Raw genomic sequence first — 23,349 nt, forward strand, 5'->3', positions numbered from 1 at the left:
GATTTGAGTGATCCAGTGCCGGGATCCGGCTTCCATTAGATAGAGTGGGGACTTCATGGCATCCGACCGGACTGATTTTTACAGTTTTGCCGACGCGAATGGGCTCAGGGATGACGATGCGCAAAAGGCCGTTGATGAGGTAAACGCCCGGGTCGTTGCGGAGGGGCTGGAAGTGGTGCGGATTTCCTTTGTCGATCCGCACGGCATCTTGCGCGGTAAGACGATCACTGCCGATGGGTTGGACTCCGCCTTCCGGAACGGCATCACCATGCCGTCCTCGCTCTTGCTCAAAGATACGTCGAACGCGACCGTCTTTCCGGTTTGGAGCGAGGATGCGGGTTTTGGTGCGGGCCGTATGACGGGGGCCGAGGACATCGTGATGATTCCCGACCCCGGCAGCTTCAAGGTTCTGCCCTGGTCCCCGCATACGGGTTGGATGTTGGCCGATCTGTATCATTCGGACGGTGCCCCGGTTTCGATCTCAACGCGCGGTATCCTGAAGGATGCCGTCAGTCGTTTGGACGCGGCCGGATATACATTCACGGCGGGTTTGGAATTGGAATTCCACGTCTTGAGGATAACCAATTCGCGGCTTGAATATTCCGATGGCGGCATGCCGCCTTCGGTTCCGGACACGCAGTTGCTGACACACGGGTTCCGGTACCTGTCCGAGGATTCCTACGATGCGCTGGAGGACGTCTTCGACGACCTGCGCCGGGCTGCCCAGGCACTCGGGCTCCCAATGCGTTCGATGGAGGTGGAATTCGGACCCAGTCAATGTGAGATCACGCTCCAGCCCGCCAATGGCATAGCGCAGGCGGATAACGCGATCCTGTTCCGATCGATGGCGAAACAGGTTTGCCGCCGCAAGGGGCTGCATGCGACCTTCATGTGCCGCCCGCGTTTCGAAGGGGCGATGGCGAGCGGCTGGCACCTACATCAATCATTGTCCGACAAGAAGACCGGTGAGAATGTGTTCATTCCGAATAAGGGTGAAACCATTTCGCCGCTTTGCGGGCATTGGATCGCGGGACTGCTGGCGCATGCGGAGGAAAGCTGCATCCTGACCACGCCGACGGTGAATGGGTACAAGCGCTACCGGCCCTTCGTCATGGCGCCCGACCGCATCCAATGGGGGCATGACAATCGCGGCGCCATGCTGCGCGCGCTGGCCGCGCCGGGCAACCCGGCCAGCCGGGTCGAAAACCGGGTCGGCGAGCCGGCGGCAAATCCGTATCTGTATCTTGCGTCCCAAATCCTCAGTGGGCTGGACGGACTGGAAAAACAGCTCACTCCGGCCGCGCCGGTCGAGAAACCCTATGACAGTGACGCGTCCACCCTTCCTCGCAGCCTGGGCGATGCGTTGAAGGCGTTCACCGGTGGAAATTTTTATCGGGAATGCCTCGGCGAAAGCTTCGTCAATTACATCAAGATTTTGAAATCGGCTGAATGGGCGCGCTATCAGTCGGCTGTCAGCGAGTGGGAAGAGCGGGAATACTTTTCGATCTTCTGACAAAGATTGCCTCGACGCGGTAAGGGTGCCCCGTCCGGCGGCGTTGGTCCGCGGGACGGGGCTAACGCGCAAACCGCTAGGGTCGGGTTACGCGCTACGCGTCCGCCAGCTTTCCACATAGTTTTCGCGGGCGTCCTTGGAGTAGGGGACCGGTGAGACCTTCACGCGGATTTCCGTCTGTTTGTGGCGTTCCACCGTCGTCTTCGCCGTGCCGCCATCGGGTTCGCCCCAAATCAACGTCAGGATATCGCCGGTATTGATGTTCGAGTCGACCACGCCGAGTGAGAGCATCGCGCGTTCGTTAAAGCTGTAACCGCTGAACATGGACAGGCCGACTGTCTCGCCGCCCATCGTTACCGCGTCGTAGGAGGACGAGGCGTAGTTCGAAAGCGGCAGGTCGATGGTCTTGTAGTTCTCGCCCGGGGGCGCGAACTGGGACTGCATGACCTTGCCGACGTCTTCGGCATTCCACTCGAAGGTCACCTTCCGACGATGCGGTTTGTCCGACAGTTCTTCAAGCGCCTCACGGCCGATGAAGTCGTGGTCGAATTTGACGAAGGGCCCGTATCCCAGATCCCACGGGGTGAGATAGTAGTCTTCGATCTTGTCCGAAACATAGCTGCCGCCGATGGAGCAGGTTGCTTCGTAACTCGCCGCCGGGAGCCATTCCCGGAAGGCTTTCTCGCCTTCGCCTGTGTAGATCGCGGGCAGAGGGGAAGGGATCCAGCCGGATTCCAGGGTGTTCGTCGCATAGGCGCGGGAACCTACCTGGGTCAGGCCCAGATCCTTGCCTGCTTCCAACAGGGCGTCACGGATTTCGTCACCTTCTTCATAAGGACCCCAGATCTCCAGGCCCGGCACGCCGGACATGCCGTGGCGCAGGGCGCGTACCTTGCGGCCGGCGATGGTGATCTCGCCCATGTTGAAGAATTTAATGGTCGGCACAGTGCCGCCATTGACGCGTTCCAGAATTTCAGGCGCGTTCGGACCCTGCACCTGGTAGCGATAGCGTTTGCGGACAACCGGCTTGCCGCCCGGCCGGGAGGGGGAGCGGTCGTCGCGGTCCGTGGTGACGGATTTGCCGGAAATGCCGGCATGGAACTCGACCCAGTTGATCGTCGGCGCGCGTCCTACCAATAGGAATTGCTGCTCCGCCAATCGGAAGATGATGACGTCGCCGATGACATAACCGTCATGGGTGCAGGGAACGAACTGCTTTGCCTTGTTGACGTCGAAATTCGCGAAACTGTTGATCGCCAGACCTTGCAGAAAGTCGAAAGCGTCGGACCCCTCGACCATGATTTCCGCCATGTGGTGGGACTGGTCGAACAGGACCGCGGTTTCACGCCAGGCGCGCTGTTCGTCGCGCCAGTTGGTGAATTCGGGCGGCACGACCGGATAGACATAGGCGCCGACTTGGGAATTGCGCAGCATCCCGACAATATCGCCGGTGGCGTTCAACACATCCTGAAGAGTCTTAGCAGCCATTTCGGTTATCCTCCCTCGGCACGGGTATTCCCGGCGGATTCTTCTGTGCGCCTGGTACATGTCCAAGCGCTGTTGATCAAAATTGTATACAATCATTCGAAAAGGCAAGGCGGAAAATCTCGGTATTGCCCCGTTGGCGGTTAAAAGCAGGGCTTGTCAGGGGATTCTTGTATTCGGCGGTACTGTCTTACCGATGAGAGGGTCGGAAGAAGCTGTAATGTTTCGCGGGAAATTAATGGCTTATATAGTAGTTCAGAGAGGTTTTAGTGTTTCGCGTCGGCGCCAGAATGTATACAGTGTGCCGATAAGCAAAAATAAAAGACAATGGTAACGCAAACCACGTCGAACAGGGTGGATGGCTAGGCAATCCGAAAAGTCACTGTCGCAGACCTTGCGGGCAGCGCTCGGCGTCCGTGACCTTGTGTATGCCGGCGCCTACAAACCGGGGGAACGCCTTTCCGAAATAGCGCTATCCGACCGCCTGGGCTTGTCCCGGACGCCGATCAGGGCCGCCTTGGCGCGGCTCGAGCAGGAGGGGATGGTCGAACTTATTCCATCCGGCGGCTATGCGGTCCGTAGTTTCAGCGCGGCGGACATCATCGATGCGATTGAACTGCGCGGTGTGCTGGAAGGCACCGCGGCCCGGCTGGCCGCCGAGCGTGGCGTTTCCGACGGGTATCTCGACGCGGTTTTCAGGACGCTCTCCGAATTGGACGACATCGTCGCACCGCCGGTCGAGGACCTGGATTTCGAACGCTATCATGAATGCAATGCGGTTTTTCACGATCAGCTGAAGAACCTTTCGGGTAGCAAGATCATCCGGGAGGAAATCGAAAGGGTAACGAACATGCCCTTCGCTGATCCGAGTGCCTTTCTGAAGGCGCAGGTGGACTTTCCGGAGTTTCGCGCGTCGCTGTTGGTCGGCCAGGAGCATCATCGTGCCATCATTGATGCGGTCGCCAATCGCGAAGGCGCGCGGGCGGAAGCCCTGGCGAGAGAACATGCACGGCTGGCGAAGAGAAATCTGGACCATGTCATACGAAACGAAACCCTGAAGGACAGCGTGCCGGGCATGTTCCTGGTCGCGGTGTGAGGGAGGGGAATCGCATGGTCCCGCTGATCGGGAACGGCGTGCAGGCAGATCAGGTTTGTTGCTTGTAAGAACTGGTATGTTGGTGTTGCAAACAATTATAACAAGACGAACGACAAACAAACGAACGGACTAGGAGGAAGACCATGTTGAAGCGAATTCTGAGCGCGGGCTGCGTAGCGGCGGCGCTGGTCGGGTCGGTCGGCGTCGCGCAGGCGCAGGACGTTACCTTGAAACTGCATCAGCTGTTGCCCGCGAAGGCGACGATTCCGGCGAAGTTCCTGATTCCCTGGGCGGAAAAGGTCGAACAGGAATCCGGAGGGCGCATCAAGATCGAGCATTATCCGTCGATGCAGTTGGGCGGCAAGCCGCCGGAATTGGCCCAACAGGTCACCGATGGGGTGGTCGACATGATCTGGACCGTAATGGGGTACACACCGGGTCGATTCCCCCGGGCGGAGGCCTTCGAACTGCCTTTCATGGTGACGAACGGCGAAGAAACCTCGCGCGCCTTCTACGAGTATTATGAAAAGCACATGCAGAATGACTTTCCCGGCATGAAGGTCATCGCCGTGCATACGCATGGCCCTGGCCTGCTGCACACGAAGGCCGCGGTGAAGTCGCTGGAAGACATCAAGGGTATGAAGCTGCGGGGGCCGACGCGTGTCATCACGCAGATGCTGGACAGTTTCGGTGCCGTGCCGGTGGGCATGCCCGTGCCGGCTGTTCCGGAAGCGGTTTCCAAGGGCGTCATCGACGGCGCGGTCATTCCGTGGGAAATCACGCTGCCGTTGAAGATGGCCGAACTGGTCGGAAATCATACGGAATTCTCCGGCGATCGCGGCCTGTATTCGGCGACCTTCCTGTTCGCCATGAACCAGGCCAGCTATGACGCGCTGCCGGATGACCTGAAGAGGGTGATCGACGACAATTCCGGCATCGAAGCGGCGGCTTGGGCCGGCCGGGCGATGGATGGCGGCGATGTCGTCGGCCGCAAGAAGGCAGGCGAGAAAGGCAACGCGATCATCGTTCTCGATGAAGCCGAGACCAAGCGCTGGAAAGACGCAGCGGCGCCCGTCGTCGCGAAATGGGTTGAGGAAATGGACGGCAAGGGCATGAACGGTCAGGCGCTTGTCGATGATGCCCAGGCCCTGTTGATGAAATATTCCAAGTAAGACCACGAAGGGAAACCCAATTCCCAAACCGTGCATGCCCAAATCGGTCGAACCGCATTACCATGCGGTTCGACTGATCCGTTTTAGGGGATATTCGTCATGACCTATTCGAATCCGGTCTCAAAGGCGTTGCGTGCGTTGTGCCGCGCGGTTGCCTTGTTGGGCGGTCTGTTGTTGCTGGCCATCATGTCCATCGTTGTCCTCAGCGTCAGCGGCCGCGCCCTCGTGCCGGTCGGGCTGGGACCGATCCCCGGGGATTTCGAATTGGTCGAAGCCGGCGGTGCTTTGGCGATCTTCTGTTTCCTCCCCTGGTGCCAGTTGCATAAGGGGCATGTCACCGTTGACATTCTGCAAGGCTTCTTCAGCAAGCGTTTCGATGCCGGCCTGGACACGATCTACAACCTGACCATGGCCGCGGTCTGCGCCTTGATTACCTGGCGGCTATGGGCCGGCATGCTCGACAAGCTGACCTATGGGGAGACCACGTTCATTCTGCAGTTTCCGGTTTGGTGGGGGTATGCGGTTTGCCTTCCCGTCGCGGTGCTGGGGGTGATTGCCTGTTTATGGACGGCGGTGGAAAGCGCGGGTCTGGTCCGCGCCGAGCCCGGCAATCGCGTTTGATCGGGTAGGTCGAATATCATGACGAAGCTTGAAATCGCCATCTGGTCCTTTCCTGTCCTGCTGCTGTTGATCGCGCTGCGCATGCCGATCGGCCTTGCCATGCTGACCATCGGCATTGCCGGATCCGCTTTGGTGAACGGCTCCTGGATCGCCGTGCTCTCGCAATTGAAATCGGTTCCCTACGATACCTTCTCCAACTATTCGCTGGGCATTATTCCGCTCTTTCTCCTGATGGGGCAGTTCGCCACCCATGGCGGCTTGTCCAAAGCCTTGTTCGAGGCAGCGGAGTCATGGCTCGGCCACCGCAAGGGCGGTGTCGCTATGGCGGCCGTCGGCGCCTGCGGCGGTTTCGGCGCGGTCTGCGGATCCTCGCTCGCCACGGCGGCAACGATGGCGCAGGTGGCGCTGCCGGAGCTGCGCCGCTTCGGTTATTCCGGTGCGTTGTCTACCGGCGCCCTTGCGGCCGGCGGTACATTGGGAATCCTCATTCCGCCCTCGGTCGTGCTGGTGATCTACGCGCTGCTTGCCGAACAGAATATCGCGAAACTGTTCGTGGCCGCGGTCATTCCCGGCATTCTGGCCGCGGCGGGATATATGCTGGCCATTTCCGTCTATGTACGCCTGAAACCGGACAGTGCCGGGACGCGCGATCCGGCAAGTTACGGAGAACGCTTCGCCGCCCTTTGGCGGATCTGGCCCGTTCTGCTCGTCTTCCTGCTGGTTGTCGGCGGCATCTATGGCGGCTTTTTCACGCCGACAGAAGGGGCTGCTTTCGGCGCCGCCGGCACCGGCCTGATCGCATTGGTGAACGGTGGTTTGACTCGGGCAAAGCTGATCACATCATTGGTTCAGACAGCGAGCGCCAGCGCGATGATTTTCTTCATCGTTTTGGGCGCGGCGGTCTTCAATACTTTCCTGGCCTTCGCGCAACTGCCGCAGGAAGCGGTCGAATGGGTGACCAGCCAGGGTTTCGCGCCATACTCGGTCCTGGTCGCGATCCTTGTGCTCTATTTGGTCCTGGGCTGTTTTATGGATTCGCTTTCCATGATCCTGTTGACCGTGCCGATCTTCTTCCCGATCGTGACGGAGTTGGATTTCGGTATGAGTCCCGAAGCCTTCGGCCTGTGGTTCGGTATTCTTGTCCTGATCGTCGTCGAGGTCGGCCTGATCACACCACCGGTCGGCATGAACCTGTTCGTCATAAATTCGATGGCGCAGGATGTGCCGATGACCAGGACCTATGCCGGTGCGGTGCCGTTCCTGGTTAGCGACATCCTCCGCGTCTTCGTTCTGGTGCTGTTCCCCTCCATAACCTTGTGGCTGGTGGGACTATAGCGATCAGTCTTCGGACCGTTCGGCGATCTCCTTGACGGCAGCATAGTCGGTCTTGCCGGTGCCCAGCAGCGGCAGACGGTCGATTGTGCGTATGTCCTTGGGTACCATCAGTTCCGAAATACCTTCCTTCCTGGCATGGTCCGACAGGGTTTGTCGGTCTGCATCCGGGTTGTCCGTGACCAGCACCAACTGCTCGCCCTTGCGGGCGTCCGGAATGCTGACCACCGCGTGGTTGAAGTCGGGCCAGACGGCGTTGGCATTCGCCTCCACCGCGCTGAGGCTTACCATCTCGCCGGCGATCTTTGCGAAGCGCTTTGCGCGGCCGCGTATGGTGATGAAACCATGCCGGTCGATCGTCACGATGTCGCCGGTGTCGTAGCGCTGATCTTCCACCGGCTCCAGCACGCCGGGATTGTCGTGGCGCAGATAGCCCAGCATTACATTCGGACCGGTTACGATCAGCTTCCCACCTTCGTCGATGCCCGGCACCGTTTCCAACGTGCAACTCAAGCCTGGAACGGCGCGGCCCACACTGCCCGCCTGGAAGTGCATCGGCGTATTCACGGCGATGACCGGCGCGGTTTCGGTCGCTCCGTATCCTTCCAAGATGCGCAGGCCGAATTTATCCATCCAAATCCGCCGAGTCTCGTCCTTCACCCGTTCGGCACCGGCGAAGACATAGCGGACGGAATAGAAGTCGTAGGGGTGCCCGACCCGCGCATAGCCACTCAGGAAAGTGTCCGTCCCGAATAAAATGGTCGCGTTTGTATCATAGGCCATTGGCGGAACGATGCGGTAATGCAGGGGCGAGGGATACAGGAAGGTCTTGATGCCGGACAGGATCGGCAACAGCGTCCCGCCGGTCAGGCCGAAGGAATGGAACATCGGTAGGGCATTGAAGACGATGTCGGTTGGATTGAAGTCAATTCGCGCCGCCAATTGGTTGCGGTTGGCCAACAGGTTTTCATGACTCAGAACCACCCCTTTCGGCGTACCCTCCGAGCCAGACGTGAACAGGATAACGGCAGGGGCATCCGGGCGTATGCGCAATCGTGCGTGCCGGACACCCGCAAAGGGCCGGGCGAAAAAGGCCGCCAGCTTGCTCAGCGGCCCGATCTTGCGCGCGATGTCCTCCAGATAGACGACCGAGGCTTTTTCCGCCAAGGCATCGACCGTTTCCTCCAGTTTCGCGGCCTCGACAAAGCGCCTGGAAGTCAGCACCGTCTTGACTTCCGCTGTCTCAATCGCCGCCACCATGTTCTTCGAGCCGGTGGAGAAGTTCAACATGGCGGGGACGCGTCCGTATGCCTGCAGGGCAAAAAAGGTCGTGACCGCGGCCAGGGAGTTAGGAAGCATCACGCCGACGTTTTCCGCCTTCGTGGTAATCCGGCAGAGCTTCCGGCCCAAAGCCGTGGATCCCAGAATAAGGCGTGAGTAGCTCATCGGTTTGCGCGCAATGTCCTCGGCAACGGCTTGGCCGCCGCCATGAATGCTCTTCGCCTCCAACATCGCCGCGTAGAGTGTTTGCCGGCGATCCGTCGTTTCGAAGATCATTTCGCTCATCAGGTCATAGAGCTTCACCCCGGCCATGCGCCGCCGTTCGCGGCCTTTGATATCCTCCGGAACTTCGAACCGGCGAGGTTTGAGGAAGGTGATGGTGATCTTCGGGAACCAGCGCAGGCGGATTTTTCCGCGCAATTGGGAAAACGGCGTGTATTGGGCGCCGTCGATCCGTACCGGTACGATCATCGCATCCGCCTTGTCGGCGATCATGCCGGGTCCCTCATACACTTTCATCAAGGCGCCGGTAACGGTGATCCTGCCTTCCGGGAAGATGACACAATGCCGATCTTCCTGAACCGCCTTTATCAATCCCTTTGTCGCCATCGGATTGGTGAGATCCATTGGGAATGCGTCGACCATGGCCAGAAACGGTTTCACCCACCAGGCCTGTGCAATATGCGTATTGATCGCGAACATCGGCTTCACCGGCAGGTAGACGGCAAGCAGGACGGCATCCAGGAACGAGACATGGTTGACCACGATCACAGCTCTCGGCCCAGCTTGGCGGTAGTGTTCGCGTCCCGTTACCTCGATCCTGTAGCAGAGTTTCAGGACGGTCTTCAGAACCGCCTTCACCATTTCGTCGGGCAGCAGACCGAAGACATAAACCGTCACCACCGCGTTGCTGAGCGCGAGGGCCAGAATGATGTCCGGAAGTTTCAAGCCGGCGGCCAGCAGGGCGGTCGCGATCAAGGCGCCGACGACGATGAAAAGCGCGTTTATGATGTTGTTCGCGGCGATTGTCCGGGATCGGTGCTCCGCCTCGCTTCGGGTTTGCAGCATCGTATAAAGCGGCACGATGAACAGACCGCCAAAGACCGAGATAGCGACCAGGTCGCCCGTAATCCGCCAGTTCTCCGGGGCGGAGAGGAAGGCCGCCACGCCGATCAAATCACCGCCCGCAAAAGCGCGATCGTGGCATGCCAAATACAGATCCAGAATGAAAAGGGTCATGCCGACGGCGCCGAAAGGTACGTATTTCGCTGTTACCTCGCCCTTCAGCAGCTTGTTGCAGAAAAGGGACCCGACCGCGATGCCGATAGTGAACAGGACCAGGAACAGGGTAACGACGGATTGATCGCCCCCAATCACGCTTTGGGCGAACGCCGGAAATTGGGAAATGAAGGTCGCACCCAACAGCCAGAACCAGGAAATGCCGAGGATGGAAAGCTTGATGGTTCGGGACCGCCGGATATGGCTGATGATCGAAATCGTCTCCCGCAACAGGTTCGGATCGATCCGCAAATCCGGCCGACGCGACGGTGCCGCGGGTACGAAGAAGCTGCCGAGATAACCTATGGCGGCCACCGTCACGCAGATGCCGGCAACCCAATAAGCGCCGTTGCCGGCAAGAATGATGAGGCCCCCGGCGATGGTACCGGCAAGGATCGCGAGGAATGTTCCAGCCTCGATCAAGGAGTTGGCGCCGACCAGTTCATTCTCGGCCAGATGATCGGGAAGAATGCTGTATTTGACCGGACCGAAGAAGGCGGACTGCGTGCCCATCACGAACAGCACGCCCATCATCGCAGTGATGTTTCCCGTGATAAGTGCGAAAGCGCCCATGGCCATCGCCAGCACTTCAGCGCCCTTGGTCCAGCGGATCAGTTTCGCCTTGTCCATCTTGTCCGCCAATTGGCCGCCCAAGGCGGAAAAGATCACGAAAGGCAGGATGAACAGTCCCGCGGCGGCGCTTGCCATGACGCGGCCGTCCATGCTCGTGTCACTGCCCAATCGGTATACCATCAGGATCAACAGCGCATTCTTGAACAGGTTATCGTTCAACGCACCCAAGGTCTGAACCAGGAATACTGGCAGGAAGCGGCGCGTGCGGAGCAAATCGAACGGGGTTTTGTTCATCTTTTTTCGTCCCGGATCTATGAACGGTCAGTGCGTATTTCGGCCGCGGATGCCGGCAATGAAGGTCGTGACAAGGAAGGCGGCCAGGTCTTCGACGCTGTCCTCGGAGACGAGCTGTAATTTGCCGTCGTTCGAGAGAGACGTGATGCCATGCAGACCGGCCCACAGCACGCTTGCTGCCCGAGCCGTATCATCCGGCCTGTCATCGGCATAGAGAGGCGAGAGCGCATGACGGAGAATCTCCATCAAACGTTCGATCTTCCGAACATACCAATCCGGCACTTTCATGTTTGCGGGGATGGCATAGTCGAACAGGGCGTACCAGAGCCCGGGATGTTCCTTGAGGTAGCCTAGATATCCGGCCAATAGCGCCTTGCAATCGGTTTCAGGATCGCCGGTCGGCTCCAGGGCCGCAACCGTATCATGCAGATCGTCCAGCGTTCGGCCGTTCAGATGCACGATCAGGTCGTCGAGATTGTCGAAGAGATTGTAGAGCGTGCCGGGAGAATAGCCGATGACATCGGCGACATTTCGGGCCGTCAATGCCTTGATACCGTCCGATTCTACGATCTGGCGCGCCGCTGCGATCGCCAAGGCGTACAGTTCTTCACGATTATGGTCGGACCGTCGAGCCATGGGTACCCTCCCGCCTTGGAAATGGAATTGAAGGTTGGATTCTACTTAATTGAACAACGTTCATTTTTCAAGTATGAACAGCGCTCTACAGCGAGGATCGGCGAGATCAGGTGTCGCGGCGAATGGGGAAGGCCATCCAGGGGGTGTAGGTTACGAAGCTTTCCAGGTATTGGGCGTTGCACTGGCGCTGCCATTCCGATCCCGGTACGACGCCGGCGACACAGCGATAACGGCTTCGGTATCCTTCCGTCACGTCATTCTCTTCGATCGCGACCGCCGCCATGGCGGTGACGGTGCCGCCCTGGCGTTCGACCAGTTCTATGGCGCCGGACATAGTGCCGCCGGTTTCCACCCATTGGTCTGCCAGAAGAACACGGGTGCCCGGCGCGAAGGCCGGTTTGCGCATTTCCATATCCTGGGTCCGGCCGGAATAGTTGGTGAAACTGACAGCATCGGTGTCGACGCAGAGCTTGCCGGCCTTGCGGATCGGCAGGAAACCGATGCCGAGCCGGGCGGCCAAGGCACTGCCCAAAACAAAGCCCATCGCATCCAAGCCGCCCACCACGTCGCATTCCACGCCGTCCAGATCTGCGACCAGATCATCCAGCAGATCGTGGAAGGCAGCGCCGTTTATGTAGATCGAGGTCGGATCGAGCCAGGCGAATTTTTCGCCCTTGGTGTTCGGCGCCATCAGTTTCAGATACCAGCGGTCGTCCCTGGGGCCTTTGTCATTCGGAATCTCGGTTGCGGGAAAGTCAGTCATTCAGCGCATACTCCATCTCTTCCCTCCGGCGCATCAATGCTTCGAGACGCGCGGCATCTATTTTGTAGAAGTCTCCCTCCCGGTTGATGCCGGTTGCGACCAACAGGCAGTCGACATCACGGTACTGCGTGACGTTTTCGGGCGTCACGCCGGAGGCGAGGGCAAGGGCATGATCGCCGATCCCGCGTCTGAAATCCCGTATCTTGGGTAGATCCACCTCTTGGCCTGTCGCGATGCCGGATGTGGTCACGACATCCATGAAACCGGTGGCGAGACGAGCGGATTTCTCGTAATCGGACGGGGCGACGGGGCGTTGCTTCTTGAACGCCGTGCCGCCGAAATACAGGCCGGACCATCCGCTCCGGTGTCGGATATCCGCTATTTCCTCGGCTTCGTCCTGTTGAACTTTCCGTTCGTCGATCCGTGCATCGTCGGCCCAATAGGCGTCGATCGGGCATCCATCGGACTCCAAATCGCCGAGAATCGGAAAGGCGTCCTTGCCCGTGACGGCCAAGAAGTTCAGGCCCAGCCAAAGATCCGGAAACGCCTCGCGCGTTTTCCGGATGATCGGCAGGAAAGGGGGAATATCGAAATCGTGGTTGATCAGGAAGATGCCCTGTACGCCCTCCGCCAGGGCCGTCCTGATATTCCTCTCGGTTTGCTCGGCGTCTACGACGTGAATGACCGGTGTCACGACCGGGTGGGGGCAAGCGAAGAAATCGTGGAACTGTTTTCTGTTCATGGCCGAAGCCTAGCCCCGGTCCTCGGCGAAGGGAAGCTGATGCTTTTGCCGTGAGGGCCTGGCTACCGCAGGGCGGGGCTTGAGCAGGAAAAAGCCGATTTCGCGTCCAGAATCGGATTATGACAGTTTTCTTTCCTGGGACTCCTCGCCTACACTATCGGCCAATAAAAACCGGCAAGATGCGCCGGGAAAATGGCCTGCGCCAAGCAGGCTGACGGGTGGGCGCTCCGGAATGATAAAATCTCGAATGAGGAGAGAGTCGGTACATGTCCACGAAGCAAAACAGGGGTAGGTCGCAACAGCCTTCACGGCGTCAGGTCCTGAAGTATTCCGCCGCCGCGGCGTTGGCGACCCCGTTCATCAGCCGCGCTTGGGCCAATACGGTCGAAATCAATATGCTGGCCTGGTACGGCCATGGCGAGCCCGATATCGTCGGCGCCTTCGAAGAAGCCAACAACGTCAAATTCAAGCCGAAATACTATGCCGGCGGCGACAACATGCTGGGCCTGATCGCCCAATCGCCCCCGGGTACCTATGACGTGATCCTGTCGGATGCGGAATTCGTCCAGCAGCTGAACGCGGCCGGTTACATCGAGCCGTTGGATACCGGCGATTATCCGTTCGATGACATGCTCTATGAAGACTTCACGAAGTTCCCCGGCCACTGGGACGGCGACACGCTGTATTCCATGATGGTCCGCTTCGGTCATCTGGGGGTTTCCTACAACAAGAACGCCATCTCCGCGGAAGAGGCGATGAGCTATTCCTGCTTCTGGAAACCCGAAGTGCAGGGCAAGGTCGGTCATTTCGATTGGCATCTGCCGTCGCTCGGCATGATGAGCCTCTATAACGGCAATGGCGCCGGGCTCTGGGATCTCGATGACGCCGCGTGGGAAAAGGTTCAGGAAACCACGCTCAGCCTGCGCCCGCAGGTCGGCGGCTTCTTCGATTACGGCGGCACCTTCAACTCGCTGAAGAACGGTGAGATGCTCGCCATGTGCGGGATCGGCGACTGGATCACCGGTGTTCTGGAAAAGGACGGCGCGCCCGTTGCCTCCGTCGTTCCGAAGGAAGGCGGCATCCAGTGGACGGAATCCTATTGCATCGGGAAGGGCTCCGAGAAGGCGGACATCGTCAAGAAGTTCATCCAGTACATGCTGTCGCCGGAAGGCCAGGTTAAGTCCGCACAGATGGCGGCCTATCCGGGCTTCTGCATCACCAAGGGCGGCCGCAAGCTGTTGAACGAGGTCGATCCCAAGGAAGCCAACCGGACGGGTCAGGTCGACGGCATGCCGAATGACCCGATCACGCTGGTCAAGGAAGGCCGGATCCACTACCGGAACATCCCGGTTCAGCAGAGCCTGGAGGACTGGAACGACTTCTGGTCCGAGTACAAGAACGCCTGATCTAATCGGCGTACTACCTGATAGGGCTTGGCGCGGCCGGGCGGGCGACGGAAAATCCGAAGATGACCCGCTTGGCCGGCCGCCGCCGTCGGTTGGGGGAGTTCCTTGGGAATTCGGGACGTGAAAGAGAATAAGCGGGGATTTGAGACCTTCGCCGTCGTTTGGCGCGTGCCGCTGATCGTCTGGCAATCGGTCTTCTTCCTGGGGCCGCTGCTTTTCATGGTCGCGATGTCGTTCTTCCTGGTGAAGAACTATCGCATGCGCGAAGCGTTTGAGTTCGTGAACTGGGCCAAGATGCTGGGTCGGAACACGTTCTGGGACGCTTATGGCTACACCCTGTTCCTGGCGGTCTGCGCGACCGTGGTGGTAAGCCTTGTCGCTTTTCCCGCAGCCTATGCGCTGGCCTTCAAAACCTCGGCCACAGTTCGACGCTGGGCGATCTTCCTGCTCGTCGTGCCGTTCTTCACCAGTTATCTGGTCCGAATTTTTTCCTGGTATGTGGTGCTGGCGGAATCAGGGCCGGTGAATTCCGTGCTCGGTATTATTGGGTTGGGTCCCTTTACCATGTTGAACACCATGTTCGGGACCATGGTCGGCTATATGACGCTGACCCTGCCCTTGGTGGTGATACTGCAGACAGTATCGCTTGCGAATATCGACAACCGCTTTATCGAGGCGGCTCATAATCTGGGCTGCGGCGGTTTCCGGACGATCCATGCCGTCATCGTGCCGATGGCCAAGACGGGCCTGGTGATCGCGGCGCTGTTCTGTTTCATCCTCAGCTTCGGCGATTTCGTCAGCCCCTATTATCTCGGCGGATCGAAGCCGCCCACCTTGGCGATCCTGATCATCGATACGACCAAGTCCGGCCAGCAATGGCCGCGTGCCGCGGTAGTTGCGGTGATGATGATGCTGACGCTCTTCACTGTGGCGTTCCTGTCGATCTGGTACGCCTACCGCAAGAGGGCCGGCCGATGATCTTGAGGGACACCCTTACCACCTGGCTGCTGCGTTTCTACGTGGTGCTTGTTTTCGCCTTCATCTTCATGCCGATCGTTGCCAGCGTGATCTTTTCCTTCAATTCGCAACGCTTTCCGACCGTGCCCTTGGGCTCGTTCACCACCGAGTGGTACGAGACCATTCTGAACGATCCGGATATCTGGGAAGCCGCGCGGACCAGCATTCTCGTCTCGCTCTGCACTTCCGTGCTGGCGACCTTCATCGGTTTCTGTACCGCCTATACGGACTACCGGTTCAAGTTCCGGTATAAGTATGGCTTCCTGGCGCTTGCGCTGCTGCCGCCCACCATTCCGTTGATCATCATGGCGCTCGCCATGCTGGCCTGGTTCGCGAAGATCGGCATATCCGGTCAGGTCTGGTCGATCATCGCCGCGCATACTGTGCTGACGATTCCCTTCGCGATGGCGATCATCCGCCTGCGCCTGAACGAAATGGACGAAAGCCTGGAAGCCGCGGCCTGGAACCTTGGCGCCAGCGAGTGGCGGGCGGTACGGGACGTGATTATTCCTTTCGCCCGGCCTGCCATCGTCTCTTCCATGTGCCTGACCGCTGCGGTCTCCTTTGACGAATTCGCGGTTGCCTGGTTCGTATCAGGGCTCAACAAGACGATCCCGGTCGTTATCCTTGAGATCGTAACCGGCAATATCGATCCGCAGGTGAATGCCATCGGCAGCTTCGTCTTCCTGGTGTCCATGACCCTGGTGGTTCTGGCCCAAATCCTATTCATGACCAAGGGCAAGCGGAGGACCGTGACGCCATGACCCTGCAAGCCGGAACCCAACCCATTGTGGAATTCGTCGACGTCGTAAAACGGTTCGGCGATTTCACCGCGGTGAAGGGCATCAATCTGGAAATCATGCCGGGCGAGTTCATCGCCATCATGGGATCATCCGGTTGCGGCAAGACCACGACGCTGAGGATGCTGGCCGGTCTGGAATCGCCGTCCGAGGGCGAGATCTGCCTGGACGGGCAGGTGATGAACGACGTGAAGCCGCATGACCGCGATACGCCCATGGTCTGGCAATCGCTGGCGCTATTTCCCTTCCTGAACGTTCGGGAGAATGTTGAATTCGGCCTGAAGATGCGCGGCGTTGCGCCGGATGAACGGAAGGATCGCGCCATGCGCTGGCTGGAGCGGATGGAGATTGAGCAGTTCGCGGAACGCAATGTGGATCAGCTGTCCGGCGGGCAGCGCCAGCGCGTCGCCCTGGCCCGCGCCCTGGTCACGGAACCGAAGGTCCTGTTACTGGACGAGCCCTTGTCGGCCCTGGATGCCCATCTTGTGATCCGGATGCAGCAGGTTCTGACCAAGCTTCAAAGGGACCTGGGCATCACATTCGTTTATGTCACCCATTCCCAGTCGGAAGCCTTCGCCATGGCCGACCGGGTCGTGATCATGGGGGACGGCAAGATTGCGCAGGTGGGCAAACCGCGGGACATCTACCGCGCACCGGCCAACCGTTTCGTCGCGGAATTCGTCGGTCGGAACAACATTCTGACCGGCACCGTCAAGGCGGTGGACGGGGCGACAGTGACGATAGAGACTCCGGCCGGAAGTTTTGCGGTCGGCGCGGAAGGGGCTCCTTTGCCTGCCATCGGTGCGACGGCATCCTTCGTCATCGCCGCCGATCTCGTCCATCTGTCGCCCGAACCGACCGCTGAGGAAAACAGCGTCGAATGCAGTCTGATCTCGGAGGAATTCGTCGGGTCCGTGATGACCCTGTTCCTCGAAAGCGAGGACGGGACCGAGTTCAAGGTGCAGACCCAGGAACGTCTGTTGGCCAATATCGATCTCAAGGCGACGGGCCGGTTCCATCTGGGGTGGTCGGCCGCGAATGCCCATTTGTTGTCGGAATAGAGGGAGGACGGCGAGGTGACCCGCTTGAACGAAACGGACGCAAAGTTTCTTAAGATCGCCTATGAAGAGGCGTTGGCCGGTTTCAACGAAGGTGGGTGCCCGATCGGTTCCGCCCTGGCCGAAGGCGACCGCCTGATCGCGCAGGGACGGAACCAGCGGGTGCAGCAAGGCGACCCGATCGCGCATGGCGAAATGGATTGCCTGCGCAAGGCGGGCAGGCAGAAGTCCTACCGCAAGATGACGCTCTATACCTCGCTCAGCCCCTGTATGATGTGCACCGGGACGATCATCCAGTTCGGCATCCCGCGCGTGGTGATTGGTGAAGCTGAAACCTTCGAAGGCAACCCCGACTTCCTTCGGGAGCGGGGCGTAGAGGTCATTATCGCCGACGACGAGGACTGCAAGGCCCTGATGCGGCGCTTCATAGCCGAAAAACCGGAACTCTGGGCCGAGGATATCGCCGAAGATTGACGGCGATCTCACGTTCCTCCCCGGCGGAAAAACGCCAAGACGCTACGATGGTCTAGTTGCGGTTTCTCACGCAACCGGCGATCATTGATCGTGTGCCCGAAACCCGTGAACCGAAAAATATCGGGCACGAATGGGAGGAAGCAATGACGATCAGTAATCGGATCGCCGTGGGCACGCTCGCGGTTTTTTTGTCGTCCGGCGCGGCCCTGGCACAGGGCAACCTGGACAAACTCAGTTCATTTCAAACGACAGGCGTTACAGAATTCACCTTCGTCGAACAGGGCGGCAGCAAGGCGGACGCTATCCGCAAAACGCTCGCCGGGATCAAGCTGCCGGACGGATTCTCGATTGATCTCTACGCGATTGTGCCGGATGCGCGGCATATGGCGGTCGGCCCGCAGGGGATCGTGACATTCGTCGGCACGCGCAAGACCGAAGTCTGGTCCGTTACCGACCGCGACAAGGACCGGATAGCGGACGAGGTGAAGAACTTCGCGCCGTCACTGGCCAAGGCCATCCCGAACGGGCCTTGCTTCTCGAAGGATGGGTTCCTCTATATCGCGGAACAGAACCGGGTGCTGGTCTTTCCGGCCGCGGAATTCTTCTATGAAAGCCCGGATGTCGCGGCTTTCAACGTGATCCCGCAGGGGCAGTTGGTTCCGCCCGAAGAAGAGAGCTACAATCACACGGCCCGCGTCTGCAAATTGGGACCGGACGGGAAGCTCTATATTTCTCTTGGACAGCCGTTCAATGTCGCCCCGCCCGAAAAACTCGAGAAATACAACGAGGTCGGCATCGGCGGTATTATCCGTGTGAATACCGACGGTACGGGGCGTGAGGTCTATACCTATGGCGTCCGAAACTCGGTCGGCCATGATTTCCATCCGGAGACCGGAGAGCTCTGGTTCACCGACAACCAGGTGGACGGCATGGGCGACGACATCCCGCCGGGAGAGTTGAACCGCCAGACTGCGGCCGGGCAGAATTTCGGTCACCCCTGGTATGGCGGCGGTAGTGTCCGCACGAATGAATATTCTGGACAGGAAGTCCCGGTCGACGTCGTCATGCCGGCCGTGGAAACCGTCGCCCATGCGGCCGATCTGGGCATGCATTTCTACACAGGGAAAATGTTCCCGGCGAAGTACAAGAACGCCATCTTCTCCGCCCAGCACGGGTCCTGGAACCGGACCGAGCCCGTCGGTGCGCGCGTGATGGTCACCTATGTCGATGCCGAAGGGAATGCGACCATGGAACCCTTCGCGGAGGGTTGGATCGACGAGAACGGCGAATATCTCGGCCGGCCCGTCGATGTCGCACAGCTTCGGGATGGATCGATCCTGGTTTCCGACGATCTGGCCGGTGCGATCTACCGGATCAGCTATTCGGCACAGTGATCCTTCTGGTATCAATTCGGGCGGTGGGGTGGTCCCACCGCCCGTTCTTTTTGATGGATGGAACCGATGATTGGACGTTTGCTAATGGTCCCGCTGTTGGCGGGAATTGTAACGGCCGCGGCCTTACCCTCGCCGGCAACGGCCGCGGATGCCGCTGCGGGCAAGACCAAGGCCAAGAAATGCCGGAACTGCCACGGCATCGATGGGATCGCTAAGATTCCGATCGCGCCGCATATTGCCGGCGAGAGCGCGATCTATCTACAGGTTCAAATGAAGGCGTTCCGTTCCGGCAAGCGAACGCATGAGATCATGTCCGTCGTCGCCAAGGATCTAAGCGATGAGGACATCGCCGATTTGGCCGCGTGGTACAGCAGCATAAAGTTCAAAGTGGAAATGCCCGCCGAGTGATCTGATCGACCGCGAGAGCGGTTCGGTGAACCGCGGGCTTGCGATCAGCTTGCCGACCCTGCCGGTTTGATCGGGAATGTCTTGCCGAATTCTCCGCCGTCAGTATCCGTCGCTTCCACGGCGAAGGTGGTGCTGCCGTTGTCAACGAAGGAAAAGCGGAAACTTGGGTCTTCGCTGATGGAGATCCCGCCGCTCATATGGATCAGGCGTTCCTTGCCCAGATACACCGTCACCTCGTTCACGAAAAAAGCGGGAATAAACAGCTGCGTGACCTGATTCCGCTGTAGACCGGAATAGTTCGGATGGCGGATCATGATCTGTGCCTGACGGCGCCCCTCGGTCGCCGGGGAAACGGTGGTCACGGACGCGGTTTCCGCAACGGCGTCGAACACTTTCATCCGCATCTTGCCGGCAGATGTCAGGGCGGTTTCCATGTCTTTCAGCGCCGGCGCGGAACATCCGCCAGCCCCTTTCACATAACGGCCGACCATCCAAAGCTTGCCATCGGCCGTTTCGGCAATGGCGCGAATGTTCGAATACTGGTTCACCCGCACCCGGGTTTCCAGGTCCAGAACGCTCATGGACGGACCGAATTCGAATTCAGCAACGACGGGGGCCGGGTTTTCGTCGACGATCAAGGTCAGTTTGGCGATCCGTTCCTTCGAGACACCCGACTGGATCACCCGAACCGGCACGATCGCGGCATCATGCGCGCGATAAGGTGCATCCAGGTCGAACAATGCCGATCCGTCATGAATAACCGTGTCGCCGAAGACGTCGTATTTCAGTTCCGCCCAGGTTTCGCCGTCAGTCAACGGGTTCTTGATATCCGCGGCTTTGGCCGGCTCGATAGTCAAGACCGGGGCCGCCACAACCACCAAACCCAGGCATACGGCCAGGGCAAACAGGTTCCGGATCATGGGTCGCTCCAACCTGTGCAGCGGCTTGATCATTCAGCCGGCTGCCTTTCTGCAGTCAATTGCAGTTGTTCAACCTAGTTTACCGTTGGCTACACGAAAATACTACATTGGCATCAGGTGCCGCCGTGTATGATGAAGCACCATCCTACCCTGCAGCGCGCTGCGTCGAGCGGAAATGACGGCGGTGACGATCAAGAATGTTTGAGCTTTTCCTGACTATTTGCCTGCAAGATCAACCGGACATTTGCGCCGATCGGTTGATCCCTGTCGCGGCAGAGACCAAGGCGATTTGCGAGCAAACGGCGCCGAATGAAGTGGACCTCTGGCGTGCCGCATACGACATTGCTCCGGTGATCAACTGGCAGTGCGCCGAGGGAGGCAGTGTTTCCGGCCTGCCGGTCACGGAGGTCGCGGACGGTATCTTCGTCCACCAAGGGCGGTATGAGACGCCGAGCCCTTCGAATGCGGGGGATTTGGCGAATATCGGCTTTGTGATCGGCGAAGACGCTGTCGCTGTCATCGATGCCGGCGGATCGCGCCTTGTTGGTGAACGGCTCTATGCCGCGATCAGGGAACGCACAGACCTGCCGATCGATTGGTTGATCCTGACCCACATGCATCCTGACCACGTTCTGGGGGCAGGGGTCTTTCACGATGCCGGGGCGAAAATTGTTGGCCATCCGAAACTGGCTGATGCGCTGCAGAACCGGCGGCGGACCTATTCGGACAATATTGCCGGTCTGATCGGCGCTCGAAGCTTTCTCGGCAGCAGAATCTTGACGCCTGATCTGGATGCGGAGGAGGTTCGGGAAATCGACTTGGGCGGGCGGCGTCTGGTTCTGAATGCCCACCGGACCGCGCATACGGATAATGACATGACGGCGTTCGACACCATGACGGGGACCTTGTTCACCGGCGACCTCGTCTTTGCCGTTCATACCCCGGCCCTTGACGGTTCAATTCTGGGTTGGCTTTCCGTGCTGCAGGATCTTTCGGGCTTTCAGGCCGACCGGATCGTGCCGGGGCACGGTCCCGTCTCTCTTCCCTGGCCGGATGGTGGAGAGGGAACTTGGAATTATCTCGCGACGCTGACGGAAGAAACCCGGCGGGCCATTGCGGAAGGCGAGAGTATGCGAACCGCCATCGAGCATCTGGGCGAGTCGATGCGGGACCATTGGGAATTGTTCGACGAATACAATCCACGCAACGCGACCGCCGCTTATAAGGAACTGGAGTGGGAGTGACCCGCGAACGGTCGGTTAGGGCAGATGCTGTTGGATCGTACGGGCAAGTGCGAAAGCGCGTTTTTCCAGGATGACCGGGGTCTCGCAGACATAAGTCAATGATTGGGCCCGGTCCTTGAAGATCCTGGCATCCCAATCGACCTGATCTTGAAGTTCTTCAATCCGGTCGTAGTCCGGTTCGCTCGCCTCGGTCAGAACCTGCAGTTCGTCTCTGCGTTTATCGATCCGTTTGGCGAGGTCGTCCTGCTTATGGGCATAACGAGCAATGCCGGAGATGATCTCTGATCGTTCCTTGTCGATCAGGCTGAATATTCCCGCGAACAGGGTGGACAGTCGTTCGGCCTTGTCCTGGCCCAGATCGTCGCGCTTTGCGAAGTCCGCAATCATGCCGTCGGCTGCTTCCAAGGGTGTGCGCCGTAGCGACAGAACGGTGGCAAGGCGATGGATATCGTCATTCTTGCGCCAGGACTTCAGCTTTTCCTCGTCGATCACCGGCCCGGCCCACATCTGGCCGACGGATAGGTGCAGCACTTTGCGTTGAATGCAGGGCCAGTCAGGATCCGAGAAATCCGCGGCTCGGGCGGAACCGGCTGCCGCCGCTGTCGTAAAGGCCAGTGCAAGCAGTGCAGTCGTCAACGAGCGCATGGATCGAAGTCCCCCATTTTCATCCCGGCCGAATACATCCGATGTGTAGAAGCGTTAGCGCGGCGAAACCCGATAGGTCAATTCCGTGTCCGTTGCATGTGAATCCGCTTCCGCCGCGGCAACCAGTCCGGCATGGAAAGAAGATTTCGAGCAGACGGGATCGGTGGCATAGGGATCGTTCGCGATGGCCATGGCCTGACACCGGCAGCCGCCGAAGTCCTTGTCGCGCCGGTCGCAGGACCGGCAAGGCTCCTGCATCCAGTCAAACCCACGGAACGCATTGAAGGCCGCACCGTCATACCAGATATCGCGCAAGGATTTTTCCGGAAAGCGATCAAAGGTGAGCCCCTTGATCGTTTGTGCCGCGTGACAAGGCAGGACCGCGCCGTCGGGCGCGATGTTCAGGCCCGTCGAACCCCATCCGCCCATGCAGGGTTTGGGATATTTCGCGTGGTGGTCGGCCGGGACATAGTCGATAACCAATTCACCCTTCAACCGCTCGCGCGCGTCATTGACGATTTCCCGTGCCCGAAGCGCTTGTTCTTGTGTCGGCATCAGGGCGGCCCTGTTCACTGCGGCCCAGCCATGGAATTGAACTGTCGCAACCTCGATCCGACGGGCACCAAGCTTTTGGGCCAGGGCAATCGTCTCTTCGAGATTATCCAGGTTCCGGCGGTGGACGACGGCATTCAGAGTGAGCGGAATGCCCCGTTTTTCAACCCAGCCGGCGACGGCCATTTTACGGTCGTAGCCGCCCTTGTAACCGCCGATCTCGTCGGCGGTTTCCGGTGTCACCCCCTGCAGGGAAAGCTGAACGTGATCCAGGCCGCGCTCATCGAGAGCGGCAAGGCGTTTTTCGGTCAGGCCGACGCCGGACGTGATCAGGTTGGTATAGAGATCAGCGTCGCGCGCCGCGGTCACCAATTCCTCGAGGTCGCGCCGGGACGCGGGCTCACCGCCGGAAAGGTGGACTTGCAGGACCCCGATGGCGGCGGCCTGCCGGAAGGCCTCGGCCCATTCATCCGTCGTCAGTTCGGACTTGATCGCCGTCAGCTCCATCGGGTTCGAGCAATAGGGGCAGGCCAGTGGGCAGCGATGGGTCAATTCGGCCAGCATCGCTATCGGCGGTTTAACAGAGGGGGCGGGGATCGCCCCCGGTGCTGCTTGAGCGGCCTGGGCCGCGGTATCGGCTGCCAT

At 59.4% G+C, this 23,349-nt stretch carries 21 protein-coding genes; 13 read left to right on the plus strand and 8 right to left on the minus strand.

Annotation, left to right across the window (positions count from 1 at the left end):
* The first annotated feature begins 55 nt into the window (after window positions 1-55).
* Window positions 56-1,513 carry a glutamine synthetase family protein gene (locus tag ACQK2G_RS03290; RefSeq protein ID WP_425403594.1) on the plus strand — a complete coding sequence of 486 codons (1,458 nt, stop codon included), beginning with the start codon at window positions 56-58 and terminating at the stop codon, window positions 1,511-1,513.
* 87 nt (window positions 1,514-1,600) lie between these two features.
* On the opposite strand, the gene ligM is transcribed toward ACQK2G_RS03290, so the two are convergent.
* Window positions 1,601-3,001 carry a vanillate/3-O-methylgallate O-demethylase gene (ligM, locus tag ACQK2G_RS03295; protein WP_425403595.1) on the minus strand — a complete coding sequence of 467 codons (1,401 nt, stop codon included), beginning with the start codon at window positions 2,999-3,001 and terminating at the stop codon, window positions 1,601-1,603.
* Between the two features lie 355 nt (window positions 3,002-3,356).
* Here ligM and ACQK2G_RS03300 point away from each other — a divergent pair, with 355 nt between their 5' ends.
* The 4 genes from ACQK2G_RS03300 (at window position 3,357) to ACQK2G_RS03315 (ending at window position 7,222) form a co-directional block, all read left to right on the plus strand.
* Window positions 3,357-4,094, plus strand: a complete 738-nt coding sequence (locus ACQK2G_RS03300; protein ID WP_425403596.1) for a GntR family transcriptional regulator — start codon at window positions 3,357-3,359, stop codon at window positions 4,092-4,094.
* 143 nt (window positions 4,095-4,237) lie between these two features.
* Entirely contained in the window at window positions 4,238-5,266 is a 1,029-nt protein-coding gene (locus ACQK2G_RS03305) for a TRAP transporter substrate-binding protein (RefSeq protein ID WP_425403597.1), read from the plus strand.
* A gap of 99 nt (window positions 5,267-5,365) precedes the next feature.
* The gene (locus ACQK2G_RS03310) at window positions 5,366-5,887 is read left to right on the plus strand and encodes a TRAP transporter small permease (RefSeq protein ID WP_425403598.1); all 522 of its coding nucleotides are present in this window, start codon (window positions 5,366-5,368) and stop codon (window positions 5,885-5,887) included.
* An 18-nt stretch (window positions 5,888-5,905) separates the two neighbouring features.
* Window positions 5,906-7,222: a TRAP transporter large permease gene (locus ACQK2G_RS03315; protein ID WP_425403599.1), complete on the plus strand. Its 1,317-nt coding sequence runs from the start codon at window positions 5,906-5,908 to the stop codon at window positions 7,220-7,222.
* Window positions 7,223-7,225: 3 nt separating this feature from the next.
* Here ACQK2G_RS03315 and ACQK2G_RS03320 read toward each other — a convergent pair whose 3' ends face one another.
* The 4 genes from ACQK2G_RS03320 to ACQK2G_RS03335 all read right to left on the minus strand — a co-directional run bounded on the left by ACQK2G_RS03320 (window position 7,226) and on the right by ACQK2G_RS03335 (window position 12,786).
* A complete protein-coding gene (locus ACQK2G_RS03320) occupies window positions 7,226-10,645 on the minus strand; it encodes an acyl-[ACP]--phospholipid O-acyltransferase (protein WP_425403600.1) in 3,420 nt (1,139 codons plus the stop codon).
* A gap of 27 nt (window positions 10,646-10,672) precedes the next feature.
* On the minus strand, window positions 10,673-11,281 hold the full coding sequence (locus ACQK2G_RS03325) for a TetR/AcrR family transcriptional regulator (RefSeq protein ID WP_425403601.1): 609 nt from the start codon (window positions 11,279-11,281) through the stop codon (window positions 10,673-10,675).
* A gap of 106 nt (window positions 11,282-11,387) precedes the next feature.
* Entirely contained in the window at window positions 11,388-12,044 is a 657-nt protein-coding gene (locus ACQK2G_RS03330; protein ID WP_425403602.1) for a phosphoribosyltransferase family protein, read from the minus strand.
* Window positions 12,037-12,786, minus strand: coding sequence for a hypothetical protein (locus ACQK2G_RS03335; RefSeq protein WP_425403603.1), 750 nt, complete (start codon window positions 12,784-12,786; stop codon window positions 12,037-12,039). The genes ACQK2G_RS03330 and ACQK2G_RS03335 overlap by 8 nt, the downstream gene beginning before the upstream one ends.
* Before the next feature lie 266 nt (window positions 12,787-13,052).
* On the opposite strand from ACQK2G_RS03335, the gene ACQK2G_RS03340 reads away from it, so the two are divergent.
* The 7 genes from ACQK2G_RS03340 to ACQK2G_RS03370 all read left to right on the plus strand — a co-directional run bounded on the left by ACQK2G_RS03340 (window position 13,053) and on the right by ACQK2G_RS03370 (window position 19,343).
* Window positions 13,053-14,192 carry a polyamine ABC transporter substrate-binding protein gene (locus ACQK2G_RS03340; RefSeq protein ID WP_425403604.1) on the plus strand — a complete coding sequence of 380 codons (1,140 nt, stop codon included), beginning with the start codon at window positions 13,053-13,055 and terminating at the stop codon, window positions 14,190-14,192.
* Between the two features lie 120 nt (window positions 14,193-14,312).
* Window positions 14,313-15,170, plus strand: a complete 858-nt coding sequence (locus ACQK2G_RS03345) for an ABC transporter permease (protein ID WP_425403605.1) — start codon at window positions 14,313-14,315, stop codon at window positions 15,168-15,170.
* Window positions 15,167-15,973, plus strand: coding sequence for an ABC transporter permease (locus tag ACQK2G_RS03350; protein ID WP_425403606.1), 807 nt, complete (start codon window positions 15,167-15,169; stop codon window positions 15,971-15,973). The genes ACQK2G_RS03345 and ACQK2G_RS03350 overlap by 4 nt, the downstream gene beginning before the upstream one ends.
* A complete protein-coding gene (locus ACQK2G_RS03355) occupies window positions 15,970-17,070 on the plus strand; it encodes an ABC transporter ATP-binding protein (RefSeq protein WP_425403607.1) in 1,101 nt (366 codons plus the stop codon). The genes ACQK2G_RS03350 and ACQK2G_RS03355 overlap by 4 nt, the downstream gene beginning before the upstream one ends.
* A 15-nt stretch (window positions 17,071-17,085) precedes the next feature.
* Window positions 17,086-17,541, plus strand: a complete 456-nt coding sequence (locus tag ACQK2G_RS03360; RefSeq protein WP_425403608.1) for a nucleoside deaminase — start codon at window positions 17,086-17,088, stop codon at window positions 17,539-17,541.
* Between the two features lie 143 nt (window positions 17,542-17,684).
* Complete coding sequence (locus tag ACQK2G_RS03365) at window positions 17,685-18,935, plus strand: PQQ-dependent sugar dehydrogenase (RefSeq protein WP_425403609.1); 1,251 nt, start codon at window positions 17,685-17,687, stop codon at window positions 18,933-18,935.
* A 66-nt stretch (window positions 18,936-19,001) separates the two neighbouring features.
* A complete protein-coding gene (locus ACQK2G_RS03370) occupies window positions 19,002-19,343 on the plus strand; it encodes a c-type cytochrome (protein WP_425403610.1) in 342 nt (113 codons plus the stop codon).
* A gap of 44 nt (window positions 19,344-19,387) precedes the next feature.
* On the opposite strand, the gene ACQK2G_RS03375 is transcribed toward ACQK2G_RS03370, so the two are convergent.
* Entirely contained in the window at window positions 19,388-20,296 is a 909-nt protein-coding gene (locus ACQK2G_RS03375; RefSeq protein ID WP_425403611.1) for a quinoprotein dehydrogenase-associated SoxYZ-like carrier, read from the minus strand.
* 164 nt (window positions 20,297-20,460) lie between these two features.
* Between ACQK2G_RS03375 and ACQK2G_RS03380 the strand changes: the two genes are divergently transcribed.
* Window positions 20,461-21,507, plus strand: a complete 1,047-nt coding sequence (locus tag ACQK2G_RS03380; RefSeq protein ID WP_425403612.1) for a quinoprotein relay system zinc metallohydrolase 2 — start codon at window positions 20,461-20,463, stop codon at window positions 21,505-21,507.
* A 15-nt stretch (window positions 21,508-21,522) separates the two neighbouring features.
* On the opposite strand, the gene ACQK2G_RS03385 is transcribed toward ACQK2G_RS03380, so the two are convergent.
* Window positions 21,523-22,152: a hypothetical protein gene (locus ACQK2G_RS03385; RefSeq protein WP_425403613.1), complete on the minus strand. Its 630-nt coding sequence runs from the start codon at window positions 22,150-22,152 to the stop codon at window positions 21,523-21,525.
* Between the two features lie 54 nt (window positions 22,153-22,206).
* Complete coding sequence (gene pqqE, locus ACQK2G_RS03390; protein ID WP_425403614.1) at window positions 22,207-23,349, minus strand: pyrroloquinoline quinone biosynthesis protein PqqE; 1,143 nt, start codon at window positions 23,347-23,349, stop codon at window positions 22,207-22,209.

Source organism: Hwanghaeella sp. (assembly GCF_965227365.1).
GTDB lineage: Bacteria > Pseudomonadota > Alphaproteobacteria > UBA8366 > Aestuariispiraceae > Hwanghaeella.

Bases quoted from the DNA above. Each gene is read 5' to 3' on its own strand.
- ACQK2G_RS03290 (WP_425403594.1), top strand. From the start codon at position 56: ATGGCATCCGACCGGACTGATTTTTACAGTTTTGCCGACGCGAATGGG.
- ligM (WP_425403595.1), bottom strand. From the start codon at position 3,001: ATGGCTGCTAAGACTCTTCAGGATGTGTTGAACGCCACCGGCGATATT.
- ACQK2G_RS03300 (WP_425403596.1), top strand. From the start codon at position 3,357: ATGGCTAGGCAATCCGAAAAGTCACTGTCGCAGACCTTGCGGGCAGCG.
- ACQK2G_RS03305 (WP_425403597.1), top strand. From the start codon at position 4,238: ATGTTGAAGCGAATTCTGAGCGCGGGCTGCGTAGCGGCGGCGCTGGTC.
- ACQK2G_RS03310 (WP_425403598.1), top strand. From the start codon at position 5,366: ATGACCTATTCGAATCCGGTCTCAAAGGCGTTGCGTGCGTTGTGCCGC.
- ACQK2G_RS03315 (WP_425403599.1), top strand. From the start codon at position 5,906: ATGACGAAGCTTGAAATCGCCATCTGGTCCTTTCCTGTCCTGCTGCTG.
- ACQK2G_RS03320 (WP_425403600.1), bottom strand. From the start codon at position 10,645: ATGAACAAAACCCCGTTCGATTTGCTCCGCACGCGCCGCTTCCTGCCA.
- ACQK2G_RS03325 (WP_425403601.1), bottom strand. From the start codon at position 11,281: ATGGCTCGACGGTCCGACCATAATCGTGAAGAACTGTACGCCTTGGCG.
- ACQK2G_RS03330 (WP_425403602.1), bottom strand. From the start codon at position 12,044: ATGACTGACTTTCCCGCAACCGAGATTCCGAATGACAAAGGCCCCAGG.
- ACQK2G_RS03335 (WP_425403603.1), bottom strand. From the start codon at position 12,786: ATGAACAGAAAACAGTTCCACGATTTCTTCGCTTGCCCCCACCCGGTC.
- ACQK2G_RS03340 (WP_425403604.1), top strand. From the start codon at position 13,053: ATGTCCACGAAGCAAAACAGGGGTAGGTCGCAACAGCCTTCACGGCGT.
- ACQK2G_RS03350 (WP_425403606.1), top strand. From the start codon at position 15,167: ATGATCTTGAGGGACACCCTTACCACCTGGCTGCTGCGTTTCTACGTG.
- ACQK2G_RS03355 (WP_425403607.1), top strand. From the start codon at position 15,970: ATGACCCTGCAAGCCGGAACCCAACCCATTGTGGAATTCGTCGACGTC.
- ACQK2G_RS03365 (WP_425403609.1), top strand. From the start codon at position 17,685: ATGACGATCAGTAATCGGATCGCCGTGGGCACGCTCGCGGTTTTTTTG.
- ACQK2G_RS03370 (WP_425403610.1), top strand. From the start codon at position 19,002: ATGATTGGACGTTTGCTAATGGTCCCGCTGTTGGCGGGAATTGTAACG.
- ACQK2G_RS03375 (WP_425403611.1), bottom strand. From the start codon at position 20,296: ATGATCAAGCCGCTGCACAGGTTGGAGCGACCCATGATCCGGAACCTG.
- ACQK2G_RS03380 (WP_425403612.1), top strand. From the start codon at position 20,461: ATGTTTGAGCTTTTCCTGACTATTTGCCTGCAAGATCAACCGGACATT.
- ACQK2G_RS03385 (WP_425403613.1), bottom strand. From the start codon at position 22,152: ATGCGCTCGTTGACGACTGCACTGCTTGCACTGGCCTTTACGACAGCG.
- pqqE (WP_425403614.1), bottom strand. From the start codon at position 23,349: ATGGCAGCCGATACCGCGGCCCAGGCCGCTCAAGCAGCACCGGGGGCG.